We start from the raw sequence: 15983 nt of genomic DNA on the forward strand, positions 1-15983 counted from the left end.
CGCCAAACCTGCCCCTGCCGCCCCCAACACCCCGTCCTGGATCGCGCGCCCGGACGGCCTCGTTGCCAAGGCGAAGAACTGGCTGTTTACTGGCAACCTGGTCGCCAAGCTGGGCTTGCTGATCCTCTTCCTCGGGGTCAGCTTCCTGCTCAAATACGTGTCGGCGCAGATCACCGTGCCCATCGAACTGCGCCTGGCCGGCATCGCGCTGGCCGATATCGCCCTGCTGGTCTGGGCCTGGCGCATCCGCATCAAACGCCCCGGCATCAGCTTGCCGCTGCAGGGCACGGCGCTGGCGATATTGATGCTGGTGACGTTTGGCGCCTTCCGCCTGTATGAACTGATCCCGGCCGGCCTCGCGTTTGCCGTGCTGTTCGTGCTGACGGCGTTCACGTGTTTGCTGGCCGTGCTGCAAAACGCCGTCTGGCTGGCCGTCTTCGGCATCGTCGGCGGCTTTGCCGTGCCCCTGCTCGTATCGACGGGCAGCGGCAACCATATCGGCCTGTTCAGCTATTACGCGCTGCTCAACGCAGGCGTCTTCGCCATCGCCCTGAAACGCGCCTGGCGCGTCCTGAATGTGCTCAGTTTTGGCTTTACCTTCGTCGTCGCCACCACCTGGGGCCTGCTGCGCTACACGCCCGAGCACTATCTGTCGACGCAACTGTTTTTGATCCTGTTCGTGCTGTTCTACATCGGCATTGCGATTGCCTACTGCGCGCGCCAGGCGCCGCGCTTGAAACACTATGTGGATGGCACCCTCGTGTTCGGCACGCCGCTGGCGGCGATGGGCCTGCAATACGACCTGGTCTGGCACTTTGAATTTGGCCTGGCATTTTCCGCGCTGGTTGCCGGCTTGACCTACACGGGCCTGGCCGTGGCCCTGTGGCGCAGGAACGGCTTCAAACTGCTGGCCGAAGCCTTCCTCGCGCTGGGCATCGTCTTCGGTACACTGGCCATCCCGTTCGCCCTTGATGGCCGCTGGACGTCCGCCGCCTGGGCGCTGGAAGGCGCGGGCATCGTCTGGGTCGGCTTGCGCCAGCGCCAGACCCTGGCCTGGGCTTTCGGTCTGCTGGTGCAGGGGGCCGCCTGGATTGCCTTCCTCATCGCCATGCAGGGACTCGATACGGCAGCGGCCCTGCAAGCCAACATCTGGCTCGGCTGCGCGCTGCTGGCGGCCGCCGCGCTGGTAATGGCCTACAATTTCCGCCGCCACGCGAGCCACTTGCTTCCTGAATTCATGAGCAGCCTGTCCGTGCTGTTCCTGACGGCCGCCACGGCCTGGCTGCTGGGCGGTATCTGGAGCGAAATCCTGCTGCGCACGGATGCCGCCACGCAATTGAACCTGCTCACCGTCAGCGCGCTGGCGGTAGCGGCCCTGCTGGCGGCGCTGGCGCGGCGCGAACAATGGCATGCGCCGCGCGCGCTGCTGCTGGCCGTGCAGGTGCTGGCCGGCATGGTCATGCTCAGCCGCGCCAGTTGGGCCTGGGACCAGCACCCGGCCAGCTTGTTCGGCGGCTCCTTCCTCAGCGCCCTGCTGCTGGGCGCCGCCGCCTTTGCCAGCGCCCGTTTCCTTGCGCTGCGCGCACGCGGCGGCGACGAACTGCTGGCCCTGGTAGCGCGCCCGCTGCTGGTCTGGAGCGGCTTGCTGTGGTTTGCCGCCATCCTCGTGCCATTCACCAGTTGGCTGCTGCGCCTGATCGACGGCGACCTGAGCATGCAGCCGCACGCGGGCGAGCACTGGCTGGCGCTGTACCTGATTGCCGTGTCCGTTACGACGCCGGTGTTCGCCATCCTGGCCCGGCGCCTGGCGTGGCCGCAACTGCGCTGGTTCAGCGTGGCCGCCTGGCTGGGCCTGGGATTGTGGAGCGCCAACCTGCTGCTGGCGCTGTACCTGCGCGACTACCTGCCGACGGGCTTGAGCTGGCTGGCCCTGGCCAGCGCGCTGGCGGCCGGCGAATACCTGTTGCTGGCGTGGCCGCGAGCCAGCTGGCAACTCGACGTGCGCGCGCTGCGCCTCTTGCATACCCTGCGCACGGCGGCGCCATGGCTGATGCTGTGGCCCGTGGGCGCCATGCACGTCAGCACGTGGCTGGCGCGCCACGAAGACAGCGTCAGCCCCGCCTGGTCCCGCTACTTGCCGGCATGGGCCATGATGCTGGCGCTGGCCTGGCTGATCCGCCGCTGCCGAGCTGGCGCCTGGCCAGTGGCGCCGATTGCCGAGTGGTACCAGCGCACCCTGATACCGCTGGGCGCGCTCTGGTCGCTGCTGCTGATCGCCGCATGGAATATCTTCGACGATGGCGCCATGGCGCCGCTGCCCTATTTGCCGCTGCTCAATCCGCTGGACTTGAGCACGGGTTTTGCCGTGCTGCTGGCCATTGCCAGCTACCGTCTGCTGCCGGCGAAGCAGTTGCCGCTGCCCGCCCTGTGGCAGGCGCGCTTGCCCGTCGTGGCCGCGTGCTTGCTGTATGTGTGGTTCAACCTGATGCTGCTGCGCACGGTGTCGCATTACGTCGGCGTACCTTATACCTTCGACGCCATGCTGGCCTCGCAGTTCGTGCAAGCGATGCTGTCGCTCGTGTGGAGCGTCACGGCCCTGCTGCTGATGCGCCACGCGGCCCGCCAGCAGCGGCGCCAGCAATGGAGCATGGGCGCCGTACTGCTGGGCTTGGTTGTCGTGAAACTGTTCCTGATCGACCTGTCCAACGTGGGCGGCATCGAACGCATCATCTCCTTTGTCGGCGTCGGCTTGCTGATGGTCTTGATCGGCTACCTGGCGCCCTTCCCCAAGGCTGCCGCAGCAGCGCCAGCCGAACCGCAACAAGGAGCAGCATGAAAGCCTCATTGATCTGTTGCAGCCTGCTGGTGGCAGGCGCCGCGCTGGCCGCCGCCCCGGCGCCACCGGACCGGCCACAAGACTATGCCTGGAGCATGCCCATCCAATCGCCGGCCGGCGCGGGCATCGTCCAGCTATCGTTGCCCAGGGAAGTCTACCTGCACGCCAGCTCGGCCAGCCTGGCCGACGTACGCCTGTTCGATGCCGACGGCAAGCGCCTGGCCTATGCCATCGGCGCGCCGCCCCCGCAATCGGCGACGCAACGGACAGCCATCCCAGTGCGCATTTTCCCCGTGACGGGCGCGCCGACAACTGGCGACGGCTTGCAAGGAATCGACATCCGCACGGCCGACGACGGTCGACTACTCTCGGTCAGCACGCGCGCCGGGACGGCAGCGACCACGGCGGCGCTGCAAGCGCTGATCCTCGACCTGGGCAAGCAATCGCAAGACAAGCGCATTGCCGCCTTGCGCTTCACGCCACCGGCCCGCACGGATAATTACAGTGCGCAAGTGCTGCTGGAAGTGAGTGACGACCTGAAGCAATGGGACGCCATCGGCACCACCACCCTGAATTGGCTCAGCAACAGTGACACGCAAACCCTGGCCAACGACAGCATCGCCTTTGCGCCGCGCGCGTTTCGCTACGCGCGTCTGAGCTGGCAAGCGGGCGAACCACTGGCCTTTGCGGCGATCACGGCGCAAGCCGTCAGCGAAACGGACATCGCCACGCCGCGCGCCACCGTCGTGCTGCAAGGCAAGCCCGGCAAGCAGGCAAATGAATGGCGTTATGCCACTTCCCTCGCGATTCCGGCCGACAGCATCGCCCTGCAATTGACGCAGACCAACACGGTACTGCCAGTGACCCTGGGCGTATATCGCCAGAACAGTTATGTTCCCCGGCACCGGCTGCACCTGCGCCAGCAAGCGCGTCCCGCGCAAGGCGCGTATTTCGATCCCCTGCTGAGCACCACGTTTTACCGCATCGGCCTCGACGGCAAGGAGAGAATCTCGGGCGACTTGGCCATGCCGGTGACGCAGACAACCGAATGGGTGCTGCAGACGGCCACGGAACACCCGTTCTCCGCCAGCGATGCGCCCACATTGCGCCTGGGCTGGACACCTGCCACCGTGATCTTCCTGGCCAGCGGCAAGCCGCCCTATCAGATGGCATTCGGCAACAGCAACGCAGCTGCCGTTGCGCAGCCGCTGTCACAGGTGGCGCCCGGCTTCAAGGCGGACGAACTGCTGGTGCTCAAGACGGCCATCGCTGGCCCGCTCAAACCCAACACCGGCGCGGCGGCGCCAGCACTCGTTACAAAGGACGCGGCACCATGGCGCCTGGCCGCACTATGGGCGGCCCTGCTGCTGGGCGTGGCCGTACTGGGCTTTTTTGCCTGGCGCTTGCTGTCGCAGATGAAAGAGGAACAAGGCAGTACCGACAAGCAGGAACATTAGCCGCAACGTTAGCCACTTGAACGCTGCATTCGCCGGCTCACTGCCGCAACAGCGCCTTGAACGTCTGCGGCATCCAGGGACGCGCCGCCAGCATGAAGCTGATGGCCAGGCGCTCGTCGCCAGGCAGGCGGGCGTCTTCCTGGTGCTGCTGCGAAAATTCCACCGCTACTTGCTTCAAGCGTTCCAGCAAGGCCGCCGTGGATTTTTTCGACAGCATCACGTTCACCAGACGCAGCAATTCCGTCTCGCCATCGAACTGCGAATTCAAATAATCGCCATAGGCTTCCTTTTTGAAATACGTGTGGATGGGACCGTTAGGTATCCACGCAAACGTGCGCGCCACCAGCAATTTGACCCGGTTATTCGGCAGCAGTTCCAGAAAACCGATCTTGTCGAGGCGCAGCAGGTATTTCACGGCTTGCGCTTCGCTGATGTCGTAGATGGCGACGATCTGTTCCAGCGGCAGCAGGTTCAGGGCGGAGACGGCCACCACGAACAGCCGGGTATCCTCGATGATTTCCTTTTCCTGCGCATACGTCAGCCCCGTGATCAGGGTGGGCGCGGCCTGGGCTGACTGCACAGCCAGCGCCAGCTGCTGGAAATCGCTGCCGATGGCCACCAGGATCTGGTCCAGCCGTTGCAGGGTAAATTGCTTCTGCGAAAACATCCGCTTGACGCTGGCTTCGGACACGCCGATGCGCTGGGCCAGCTCGGCATACGTGACGGAACGCGCTTTCAACAGGCGTTTCAGGGCTTCGATCAAGGCGTGGGTTTGCGGCATGCACTTCCTTTATAAAAATAGCATCGGTTCTGGCGTCAAAAAAGTAGCGCAATACGCTACCTGCGGTATGCCTTCCTGCTACGAGTAGCGTATTCATTGACCAATTGCCCACAGTCTACAATGATGGCGTTGCCACTTGGCACACTTGAAGGAGAAACACATGAAACGCCTGCTGCCCCTCTGCCTGTCCCTGTCGCTGTTGACGCTCTCCGTGGCTGCTCCCGGCCTGGTCCACGCCGCCGCCTCCGAGAACCTGTCGAAAGGCTCGCAAAACCTCAGCGACGGTTCTGCCGTCGTCGTCGCCGGTTCCATGTCGATGCTGGTCGCCTCCGGCCAGGTGGTCGTTGCCAGCGTGGAAACGGTAGGCGAAGGCATCGTCATCGTGCTCAAGGGCGCCTCCGAAGCGGGCGGCGCCTCCATCCAGATGAGCGGGCAAGCGGCCAGGGGCCTGTCCTTGGCGGCCGGCACCGTGGTCAATGTGGTGGCGCTGTCCACCGGCCACATGCTGGTGCTGTCCGGCAAGGCCATCGCCTTCATCCCGAACGAACTGGGCAAGGCGCTGCTGCACCACTCCAAAGTGTAACCACCAATGAAGAACGGACATCCCATGAAACAGTTGCTCGCCACCGCCCTGCTGTGCGCCGCCGCCATCTCGCCGCTGGCCCAGGCCGCCAACTCCGACACCACCAACGCCTCCGACAACGCCAGCATGGCGTCGGCCATCGTGCTGGTCGGCTCCATGTCGGCGCTGGCCGCCGCCGGTGAAATCGTCATCGACAAGGTGGAAGACGTGGCCGACGGCAGCGTCCTGGTGCTGAAAAGCACGGCAAAAGGCGCGTCCTCCGCAGCCACGGCCTCCGTCAAGCTGAGCCAGAAGGCCACGCAAGGCCTGTCGCTGGCGGCCGGCACGGTCGTCAATGTCGTGGCCGTCTCGACGGGCCACATGCTGGTGCTGTCGGGCAAGGCAATCGCCTATGTGCCGAATGCGGCTGGCCAAGCCATCCTCCACCATTCGAAAGCGTGAATCCCATGAAACGCCTGACCGTGATGATCATCAGCCTGGCCCTGGCCGGCGCCGCCCATGCGGGACGCTCGTGCGAGGACAAGCCAACGGATGCGAGCACCCTCGTCAAATCGATGGACCTGGCGCAAAAGACCTTGCAGGCGCTCGACGCCTCGGGCGCGCAAGTGGCGCTGGTGGCGCGCGCCGGGCAAGACCTGTCGAAGTACAATTTGCGCTATTCGCACATGGCGCTGGCCTGGCGCGACCACCCGAAGGGCCGCTGGCTGGTGGTGCATGAACTCAATGAATGCGGCACGGCGCAATCGTCGCTGTACAACGAAGGCTTGGGCAATTTCTTTATGGATGATGTGTTCATGTATGAAACGCTGATCCTGGTTCCCGGTCAGGATACGCAGCAGCAACTGGTGCGCCTGCTGACGAGCAACACGCCCAAGCGCCTGCATGAGCCGCACTACAATATGCTGGCCTACCCGTTTTCCACCAAGTACCAGAACTCGAACCAGTGGGTGCTGGAAACCCTGGCCGCGGCCAGCAACGAGCCTGGCAAGATCGAAACGCGCGCCGAAGCGCAAACCTGGTTGCGCAGCGCCAGCTACGCGCCGCAAACGCTCAGCATCCCCGCCGCCACGCGCCTGGGCGCGCGCATGTTCCGTGCGAACATCGCTTTTGACGACCACCCGTTCGAGCGCCGCATGACGCGCCAGATCGACGTCGTCACCGTCGACTCCATCGTGCGCTTCGTACGCCAGCGCGAGCCGAAGGCGCAGGAGATCGTCGTGCGGGGGAATTGAGAACGCGGCAGCACGGATGAGGTGGCCAAGGTGGCCACCTCGTCGCCGTTAAAACACCCAGAGCTTATCGGCCGGCATGTGCAGCCAGTACTTGCCCGCTTCGAGCTTGTGGCGCGAATAGGCGCGCAGGCTGATGTTCTCGGCGCCGCCGCGCTCGAACAGGCATTCCCAGCGGTCGCCCAAATACATGCAGGTCAGCAGCGGCAGCTCAATGGCGTTGTCGACCTGCGTGGCGCTGATCTTCACTTCCTCGACGCGTATCATGGTCGTCACTTCCGTGCCCACGTTGGCGCCGCGCGCCACGCCCTGCATGGAGGCGCCGTCGACCAGCAGGCGCACCTGGTTGCCTTCGCGCTGCACCACCTTGCCGGGCAGGCGGTTATTACTGCCCATGAATTCGGCCGTAAACAGGGTGTCCGGCGTTTCATACATGCTTTGCGGCGTGCCCTGCTGCTCGATCTTGCCGTTATTGAGCAGCAAGATACGGTCGGAAATGGCCATCGCTTCGCCCTGGTCATGCGTCACCATCAGGGCCGACAGGCCCAGGCGCACGATCAATTCGCGCAGGAAGGCGCGCGCTTCCTCGCGCAGCTTGGCGTCCAGGTTCGACAGCGGTTCGTCGAGCAGGATCACAGGCGGGTTGTACACCAGGGCGCGGGCGATCGCCACGCGCTGCTGCTGGCCGCCGGACAGCTGGTGCGGATAGCGCTCGCCCAGGTGGCCCAGGCCCAGTTGCGTCAATACTTCCTTGATGCGCGCGGCGATTTCCGTGCTGCCCATCTTGCGCAGTTTGAGGCCGTAGGCGACATTATCGAACACGGTCTTGTGCGGCCACAGCGCGTACGACTGGAACACCAGTCCCAGGTTGCGGTGCTCGGCCGGCATCTCGAAATGCTTCGCGCCATCGAAGACATTGCGCTCGCCGATCTGAATGGTGCCTGCCTTCGGGCTTTCCAGCCCGGCGACGGCGCGCAGCAAGGTGGTCTTGCCGCTGCCCGAAGGCCCCAGCAGGGCGACCACTTCGCCTTTTTTCAGGTGCATCGAGACACCCTTCAGGATCTGGTTGGCGGAGGCGCCGGTGCCGTAGTCCAGGTACAGCTCATTGACGGTCAATTCATTCATGATGTGGTCTCAGTCTTTGTATTTAGTTATGCGGCTCAGTTGTGTAACTTGACGCCGAAACGCAGTGCGATGCCCAGGCCGATGGCCACCAGGGTGATATTGATGAAGGACAGCGCCGCCACCAGATCGGTCGAACCGCCCGCCCACAGCGATACCAGCATGGCGCCGATCACTTCCGTGCCCGGCGAGAGCAGGTACACGCCCGTCGAATATTCGCGCTCGAAGATCAGGAACACCATCAGCCAGGCGCCCAGCAAGCCGTATTTGATCAGCGGCAGGGTGACGTCGCGCGTCACCTGGCCGCGGTTGGCGCCGACGGCGCGCGCCGCCTCTTCCAGTTCCGGGCCCACTTGCAGCAGCGCGGTGGAAATCAAACGCATGCCGTAGGCCATCCACACCACCGAATACGCAAGCCACAGGGCGAAGATCGTCGAGCGCAGTTCGCGCAGCACGGGGATCACATGGCCGCTCAGCCACAGGGCCACGCCGTTGTCCATGCCTTTCAATATGCCGTCGAGCCAGGCCGGCACGAACAGGAACACCCACAGGAACGACAGGCCGGCCAGCAGGCCCGGCACGGCGCGCGGCACCAGCACGCTGTAATCGAGCAGGCGCGTGATGCCGTCCTGCTTGCGGTGCATGGCCAGCGCGATGAAGCTGTAGCAGCCGACGGCCAGCGCGCCGCCGACGACGCCGATCAGGATGGTGTTGACGATGCCGCGCACCAGCGATGGCTGGTCGAAGATATCGCGGAAATGCTGCAATGTCAGCACGTCGGCCAGGTGCACGCCCTCGCCCCAGTACTGCACGAAGGAGCGCAGCACGATACCCGTCAGCGGCAGGATGATGGTGAAGATCAGCCAGCCTGCCAGCAAGGCAAACGCCAGCCACTTCCAGCGGCCCAGCGGCATGGCCTTGCTGCGCGCGCCCTTGCCCTTGATCGACACATACTTGTTGGCGGACTTGAGCAGCCAGCGCTGTATCATCACCAGCGGCATGGTCACCATCACCAGGCAGACGGCGACGGCGGCCATCAGGTGGTACGACGGCGTGCCCAGTTTGTTCGTCAGCTTGTACAGATAGGTCGGCAGCACCAGGTGGCCTTCCGGATCACCGAGCACCAGCACCAGGCCGAACACTTCAAAGCCCAGGAAGAACACCAGCACGCCCGCATACGCCAGCGCCGGCATGATCATCGGCAGCGACACGTTGAGCATGACCTGCACCGGCGAAGCGCCGGCCACGCGGGCCGCTTCTTCCACGTCCGAGCCCAGGCTTTTCAGCGCCGACGAGGCATACAGGTAGACATGCGGCACGTGCGTCAGGCCGGCAATGATGACGATGCTGGTGAAGGAATAAATATTCCAGGGCACGAAGCCGAACAGCTCCTTGGCCCAGATCGAGTAAAAGCCCACGGGCCCCATCGACACGACGTAGCCAAAGCCCATCACCATCGGCGACACAAAAATCGGCACCAGCAGCATGGGCGCCACCCAGCCGCGGCCCGGCAAGTCCGTGCGCACCATCAGGAAGGCCAGCATGCCGCCCAGTGGCACGGCGATGACGGTCAGGCCGCAGGCGAGCATCAGGCCATTCTTGAAGGCCATCGAGAAATCGGGATCATCGAAGATGAAACGATAGGAATCAAAGCCGAATTCGCGCACCGGCATGAAAAACGGCGCGTTCAAAAAGCTCTGGTAAAAAATCAGGAACAGCGGCAGGAAAATGGCGACCATGGTGATCGCCACGACCACGCCGCGCGGCCAGTTCAGGCGCGACAAGGGAGAGCGCGACCATGCAGGCAGCGGCAAGATAGCAGTTTGCATGATGAATCCAATGAATGAAGGGTACGGCATCCGTCCGCGGGCACGCGCCTGCGGACGGCCAGGACGGCATTATTTTTTGCCGGCTGTTTCTTTCCATTGCTTCAAGAAGGCCATGCGCTTGGCTGGCCCCAGGAATTGCAGGATGATCGGGTGCACGGGAATCGGTTTGACATTGGCCGCGCCGATTTCCTTGATCAGGTCCGCCGAGGTGGTTTCGCCCGTGACATCGGCGCGGATCGCGAACAGCTTCGCGCCGTTCGCGATGATGGTCTGGCCGCGGTGCGACAAAATGTAATCGAGCCACAGCTTGCTGGCGTTGACGTTCTTCGCGTTCTTGTTGATGAACTGCACGCGCGACAGGATCAGGGTGTAATCCTTGGGCAGCACCACGCCGATCGACGGATCGGTCTTGGCGCGCACCAGGGCGTAGGAACCCAGCACGTTGTAGCCGATCAGGTTTTCACCCGACGAGATACGCTCCATCATGGTGCCGGTCGACGACTGCACGCGCACCTTGGCCGTGCCAAAGGCGTTTTCCAGGGCCAGGAATTGCGGGTATTCCTTGGCATCCTGCGCCATGAACATGAAACCCACGCCCGACTTTTCGATGTCGTAGGTGGTGACTTTGTCCTTGAATTTCGGCGTGGCGATCAGCTTGACAAAGTCGTCGTGGTTCTTCGGCACTTCCTTCGGATCGAGCAAACGCTTGTTGTAGACGATGGCGGCAGGCTCGAACGTGGTGCCGTAAGCCTGGTCGTCCCACATGGCCCAGCCGGGGATCTTGGACGCTTCGACCGACTTGTATTTCAGGGCGTAGCCGTCCGAGGCCAGGCGCATCTGCAAGTCCATCGCCGACGACCACATCACATCGGCCGTGTTGCCGCCGGCGGCCACTTCGGAAATGAAGCGGTTGTACACTTCGGTCGAATTCATGTCGTTGTATTCGACCGAGATGCCCGGATACAGGGCGCTGAAATCCTTGATCAGCGGCGCGGCGGCCTTGCTGTCGGTGGCGCTGTAGATCACCACCTTGCCTTCCTTCTTGGCCGCGTCGATGATCTTCTGGTAGTCGGCCGGATAACCTGCCGGCACCTGGGCGAAAGCGGCGCAGGTGGTACCCGCGAAAGCGGCTGCCAGGGCGATGGCGAGTATGGTCTTGGTTTGCATGGTTTGTCTCCGTCTGTGATTGTTGTATGGTTTGCTATTCGATTCAGCGCATCAGGCCCAGTTCGGCCGCCTGCCTGGAGTAGCGTTCGACTGCCTGGTTTACGTACTGCGTCAATTTGTCGCCCGTCAGCGCGAACGGATACATGCCCGATTGCGTGCGCCACTGGGCAAACTGCGGCGTGGCCATGGCACGGTCGAACGTGGCCACCCAGCGCTGGTAATCCTGCTCCGGCACTTGCGGCCCCATCCACAGGCCGCGGATGATGGGCCAGACCACGTCGATGCCCTGCTCGCGCGCCGTCGGCACGCTGGCCAGCACGCCGGGCAAGCGCTTTTCCGACAGCACCGCCAGCACCCGCGCATGGCTGTCGCCCGCGTTCAGGGTCGCTTCCGACGTATCGCCCGACATCACCTGCACGTAATTGGCCTGCATCGCCGTGAATATCTCGCCGCCGCCTTCCAGCGCCACGAAGCGCAGCACTTTCGGGTCGATGCCGGCCTGGCGCGCCACCAGCGCCATCTTCACCCAGTCCTGGCTGCCGATGGTGCCGGACACGCCGATCAGCACCTTGTCGGGGTGGCGCTTGAGCGCGGCGATCAGGTCGGCCAGGCTTTTGTAGGGCGAGTCGCTGCGCACGGCGATCATGCCGTAGTCGGCGCCCAGCGCCGCCACCCAGCGCACGTCGCCCGTCTTGGCGTTGCCGAACTTGCCCTGCGCCAGGTTCAGCAGCGAGCCGCCCGAAAACACCACCAGGGTGTTGGCTTCGGCACGCCGGCGCTGCGAGCCCATCGAACGCCACGCCACCGCGCCGATGCCGCCCGGCAGATAACTGATGCGCACCGACGACGCGAACGGCGCTGCCGCCGCAGGATCGGGCTGCAGCAAGCCTTTCTGCGCCAGCTTGCAGGTCAGGTCCATGGCGCCGCCCGGCTTGGAAGGCACCACGCAGTCGACTTCAGGCGCGGCGGCCGTTGCCAGCGCAGGCAGCAGCGCGGACAACAACAGCGACAGGAACGCGGTGCGCAGCATCGTCATGCCTTAGAAGCGGTGCTGGATGCCGGCGATCAGGCCGCGCTGCGTGTCGCCGAAACCGGCGTCGTCACGCGACAGGCTGACCAGCTGGTTGTGCTTGGCCTTGGCATAGGCGCCGGCCACGTACAGGTCGGTGCGCTTGGACAGGGCATAGCGCACGCGCGCCACATACATGATCGGGTCGGCATCGAGGTTGGCGGCCACGTTTTTCACGTCCTGGTAGTAGATCACGCCCGTCAGGGTGATGACCGGCGTGGTCTTGTAGCTGACGCCGCCCCAGTACAGGGTGCCGCGCACGTCGGCCTTGCCGGCTGCCGCAGGATCGAGCTTGTAGTCGCGCGCCGCCGCCTGCACTTTCCACGGGCCGTCGTCGTACATGGCGCCCAGGTGGTACACGGTGGTCTTGTCGCGCGCGCCGCCGGCGATGCTGTTGCCGTTCACCTGTTCATACGTGGCCAGCAGGCTGACAGGCCCCGTCTTGTAGGTGACGGCCGTCGACAGCTTGGCGCTGTCCGAGGTGCCCGTCGACTGTTCACCGAAGCCGTACGATGCGCCGTAGCTGAAATCGCCCGTCTTGCCCGAGTACTTGACCATGTTGTCGAAGGCCGTCGTCATGCCGTATTTGCTCGGGCCCGTCGCGTTGGCCGAAGTGGCCCACGAGTAGAACGGCGCGTAGGCCATCGGATCGAACGGCAGCACGAAGTCGTACACGGTGGTGAACGAGCGTCCCAGCACGACGCGGCCAAACGCGCCTTCCAGGCCCACGTTGGCCTGGCGCTTGAACAGCGCGCCGTCGGCCGCGCCCGTGTCGACGAGGATGCCGCCTTCCAGATTGAATACGGCTTTCAGGCCGCCGCCCAGGTCTTCGCTGCCCAGGATGCCCCAGCGCGACGTGTTCATGCCGCCGGAGCTCACTTGCGTCATCGAGCTTTTGTTCGGGCCGGCGTTGCTGGTGTTGCTGATGCCGGCGTCAAGACGGCCGTACAGGGTGACGTTCGACTGGGCGTGGGCGCTGCCGGCTGCGGCGAGTACCGCCATGGCGGTCAGCGAGAATGCAGTTTTCTTCATGTAGAGTGTCTCCCTTAGATATAGTTATTAGTGATATGCCTGATCAATTTCATGAATCAGGATCACACTATATGATCGCGATCCTTTCAATTCGCTTTCAGACTGACAGGTGTCGTCCATCAGCCACAGGGCATACCAACAAATTCATTGCGGCCCCTGTCGGCGGCGTGCCGACAGGCTTACACTGCATCAATTCAAACGAATGGCGGAGACCATGCGCATATTATTAGTGGAAGACCATCTGGAACTGTCGCACTGGCTGGCAAAGGCCCTGCGCGACGCGCACCTGACGGTGGAGACCGCCCACAACGGCGCCGATGCCGACGCCCTGCTGCATACGCAGGAATATTCCTTGGTGCTGCTCGACCTCTCCCTGCCGAAGATGGACGGCCTGGACGTGCTGCGCCGCCTGCGCGCGCGCGGCGGCACGCGCGGCAAGACTCCCGTCATGATACTCACGGCGCGCGGCGGCCTCGATGAAAAAGTGCAGGGCCTGAACCTGGGCGCCGACGACTACATGGCCAAGCCGTTCGAACTGGCCGAACTGGAAGCGCGCGTAAAAGCCCTGCTGCGCCGCAGCCAGGGCAACGAAGCGCTCGTGCACACCTGCGGCGCCCTCAGTTTCGACACCGTCACACGCATGTTCAGCTATGGCGGCACGGCGCTGGCCCTGACGCCGCGCGAACACGCCGTGCTCGAAGCGCTGATCACCCGCTCCGGGCGCGCCGTGTCGAAGGAAAAGCTGTTCGACGAAGTCTTCGCGCTGGCCGACGACGCCAACCTGGACGCCATCGAACTGTATATCCACCGCGTGCGCAAAAAACTCGAGAGCGGCGTCGAAACCGGTTCGCCCGACGGTGCCGTCATCACCACCTTGCGCGGCATCGGCTACCTGCTGCAGCCGCGCAGCGCGATGGCGCCGGCCGCGTCGAAATGAGCGTACGCGCCCCACGCCTGCCCCTGTTCGAAAGCCTGCGCCGACGCTGGGCACAGGGCCGGCCGCTGGGCAGCCTGCGCAGCCAGCTGCTGCGCTGGCTGCTCATCCCGCTGGTGATGCTGGTGCTGCTCGATGCCGTTTTTGTCTACCGCAACGCGCTCGACGCGGCCGACATGGCCTACGACCGCTCCTTGCTGGCATCGACGCGGGCGCTGGCCGAACGCGTCTCCATCGTCAACGGCAAGGTGGTGGCCGAAGTACCCTACGTGGCGCTCGACAGCTTCGAGACCGACACCCTGGGCCGCATCTACTACAAGGTGACGGGCATCAACGGCGAACTGGTGTCGGGCTATGCCGACTTGCCGCCCGTGCCGAAAAACGTGCCCCGCTCACAGAATTATCCGGCCCTGGTGCGCTTCTACCACGCCGACTACCACGGCAAACCGATCCGCATCGCCGCCCTGCTGCAGCCCGTGTATGACGACTCGATGCGCGGCATCACCCTGATCCAGGTGGCCGAGACGCTGGATGCGCGGCGCGGCCTGTCGAACCAGATCCTGTTCGACACCCTGATCTGGCAGGCAGCGATGATACTGGTGATGGGCGCCCTCGTGTGGTTCGCCGTGCGCCTGGTGCTGCGTCCGCTGATGCGCCTGAAAACGGAAGTCGAGACGCGCACCCTGTCCGACCTGTCCGACGTCGATCCCACGCTGGTGCACAAGGAAATGCGTCCGCTGGTGAGCGCCATGAATGGCTCCATGTCGCGCCTGCAGCAGCTGATCGCCAGCCAGCGCCGCTTCATCGCCGACGCCTCGCACCAGCTGCGCACGCCGTTGACGGTGCTGAAAACCCAGGCCGAACTGGCCATGCGCGAATGCGACCGCCAGGCGGGTACGCCGCCGGATATCGCCGCCCTGCGCGACATCGTGCGCTCGATCGCCGTCACCACAGATTCGACCGTGCTGCTGGCCAACCGCCTGTTGACCCTGGCGCGCATCGAGCATGGCGGCGAGAACCTGGCGATGGACACCGTACCCTTGCGCGACGTGGCGCAGCAGGTGGGGCTGGAAATGGCCATGGCCGCTGTCGGCAAAAATATCGACCTGTCGCTGGAAGCACCGGACGAAGCGCCCGTGCATGGCCAGGCCCTGCTGCTGCATGAACTGGTGGCCAACCTGGTCGACAACGCCCTGCGCTACACGCCGCCGGGCGGCAGCGTGATCCTGCGCGCGCGCGCGGGCGGCCCTGGAAACGAAACGCTGCTGGAAGTGGAAGACAGCGGCGCCGGCATCCCGCCATCCGAGCACGAACGCGTCTTCACGCCGTTCTACCGCGTCGGCGCGGCGCTGGAAAGCAATCCTGGCGGCGCCGGCCTGGGCCTGGCCATCGTGCGCGACATCGCGGCCCTGCACGGCGCCCGGCTGGAACTGGCGACCGCCGCGAATGGGCATGGATTGAAAGTCGGCGTGTATTTCGCCCCGGCGCCAGTCGATGCTAAGATCGCGTCCTGAGATTTTAAGGAAGGCAGCGCCATGATGACCAAAGAAGATGTGACCGAACTGTTTGCCAATATCGCCGAGAACGCGCCGTGGGACCTGTCCCAGCCGCTGCTGTGGGGCTATTACTTCACCAACCCGACCTCCGAACCGCTGGAGCAGGCCGCCACCCTGCTGGCGCTGCAGGGCTACCGCCCGGTGGAACTGTACCAGCCGGAACTCGACGATCCGGCGGCACCGCCCGTGTGGGTGCTGCACGTGGAAAAGGCTGAAGTGCATGGCGTCGACAGCCTGCACGCGCGCAATGGCGAACTGATGGCGTTTGCGCAGGACAACCAGCTGGCCAGCTATGACGGCATGGATGTCGGCCCCGTGGGCACGGCGGCGTAGGTCGGAGCAGGTCCGCAGGAGCCTGATCCGGCAACCTCGCGGACAAAAAAAACGG

Annotated in this window: 14 protein-coding genes; 8 read left to right on the forward strand and 6 right to left on the reverse strand. The window is 64.3% G+C overall.

Going from position 1 to position 15983, the window contains the following annotated elements:
* On the forward strand, window positions 1-2836 hold a 2836-nt coding region (locus GYK42_RS27265; protein WP_346768170.1), incomplete at its 5' end, for a DUF2339 domain-containing protein.
* Window positions 2833-4293 (forward strand): DUF3999 family protein, encoded by a 1461-nt coding sequence (locus tag GYK42_RS27270; RefSeq protein ID WP_166450054.1) that lies wholly within the window; start codon window positions 2833-2835, stop codon window positions 4291-4293. The genes GYK42_RS27265 and GYK42_RS27270, both read left to right, overlap by 4 nt.
* Window positions 4294-4330: 37 nt before the next feature.
* Here the strand turns inward: GYK42_RS27270 and GYK42_RS27275 are convergent, their stop codons facing one another.
* Complete coding sequence (locus GYK42_RS27275; RefSeq protein ID WP_070219154.1) at window positions 4331-5074, reverse strand: helix-turn-helix domain-containing protein; 744 nt, start codon at window positions 5072-5074, stop codon at window positions 4331-4333.
* Between the two features lie 160 nt (window positions 5075-5234).
* Between GYK42_RS27275 and GYK42_RS27280 the strand changes: the two genes are divergently transcribed.
* The 3 genes from GYK42_RS27280 to GYK42_RS27290 are packed head-to-tail and all read left to right on the forward strand — an operon-like array spanning window position 5235 to window position 6889.
* Complete coding sequence (locus GYK42_RS27280; RefSeq protein ID WP_166450055.1) at window positions 5235-5657, forward strand: hypothetical protein; 423 nt, start codon at window positions 5235-5237, stop codon at window positions 5655-5657.
* A 24-nt stretch (window positions 5658-5681) separates the two neighbouring features.
* On the forward strand, window positions 5682-6098 hold the full coding sequence (locus tag GYK42_RS27285; RefSeq protein WP_052755925.1) for a hypothetical protein: 417 nt from the start codon (window positions 5682-5684) through the stop codon (window positions 6096-6098).
* A 5-nt stretch (window positions 6099-6103) separates the two neighbouring features.
* Window positions 6104-6889, forward strand: coding sequence for a DUF2145 domain-containing protein (locus GYK42_RS27290; protein WP_046686225.1), 786 nt, complete (start codon window positions 6104-6106; stop codon window positions 6887-6889).
* 48 nt (window positions 6890-6937) lie between these two features.
* Here GYK42_RS27290 and GYK42_RS27295 read toward each other — a convergent pair whose 3' ends face one another.
* The 5 genes from GYK42_RS27295 to GYK42_RS27315 form a co-directional block, all read right to left on the reverse strand.
* Window positions 6938-8011 carry an ABC transporter ATP-binding protein gene (locus tag GYK42_RS27295; protein WP_046685768.1) on the reverse strand — a complete coding sequence of 358 codons (1074 nt, stop codon included), beginning with the start codon at window positions 8009-8011 and terminating at the stop codon, window positions 6938-6940.
* A 35-nt stretch (window positions 8012-8046) separates the two neighbouring features.
* Window positions 8047-9837, reverse strand: a complete 1791-nt coding sequence (locus tag GYK42_RS27300; RefSeq protein WP_166450056.1) for an ABC transporter permease — start codon at window positions 9835-9837, stop codon at window positions 8047-8049.
* 69 nt (window positions 9838-9906) lie between these two features.
* Complete coding sequence (locus GYK42_RS27305; RefSeq protein WP_166450057.1) at window positions 9907-11004, reverse strand: ABC transporter substrate-binding protein; 1098 nt, start codon at window positions 11002-11004, stop codon at window positions 9907-9909.
* A 43-nt stretch (window positions 11005-11047) separates the two neighbouring features.
* A complete protein-coding gene (locus GYK42_RS27310; protein WP_082127894.1) occupies window positions 11048-12040 on the reverse strand; it encodes a tripartite tricarboxylate transporter substrate binding protein in 993 nt (330 codons plus the stop codon).
* Between the two features lie 3 nt (window positions 12041-12043).
* Window positions 12044-13105 carry a porin gene (locus GYK42_RS27315; RefSeq protein WP_166450058.1) on the reverse strand — a complete coding sequence of 354 codons (1062 nt, stop codon included), beginning with the start codon at window positions 13103-13105 and terminating at the stop codon, window positions 12044-12046.
* A 214-nt stretch (window positions 13106-13319) separates the two neighbouring features.
* Here GYK42_RS27315 and GYK42_RS27320 point away from each other — a divergent pair, with 214 nt between their 5' ends.
* From GYK42_RS27320 to GYK42_RS27330, 3 genes are read left to right on the forward strand one after another with little or no spacing between them, the layout of a single operon-like run.
* Window positions 13320-14042, forward strand: coding sequence for a response regulator (locus GYK42_RS27320; RefSeq protein WP_166450059.1), 723 nt, complete (start codon window positions 13320-13322; stop codon window positions 14040-14042).
* Window positions 14039-15553, forward strand: coding sequence for a sensor histidine kinase (locus GYK42_RS27325; RefSeq protein WP_166450060.1), 1515 nt, complete (start codon window positions 14039-14041; stop codon window positions 15551-15553). The genes GYK42_RS27320 and GYK42_RS27325 overlap by 4 nt, the downstream gene beginning before the upstream one ends.
* A 21-nt stretch (window positions 15554-15574) precedes the next feature.
* Window positions 15575-15928: a ribonuclease E inhibitor RraB gene (locus tag GYK42_RS27330; RefSeq protein ID WP_166450061.1), complete on the forward strand. Its 354-nt coding sequence runs from the start codon at window positions 15575-15577 to the stop codon at window positions 15926-15928.
* Window positions 15929-15983 lie beyond the last annotated feature (55 nt).

The organism is Janthinobacterium lividum, assembly GCF_011601275.1.
GTDB classification, from domain to species: domain Bacteria; phylum Pseudomonadota; class Gammaproteobacteria; order Burkholderiales; family Burkholderiaceae_D; genus Janthinobacterium; species Janthinobacterium lividum_E.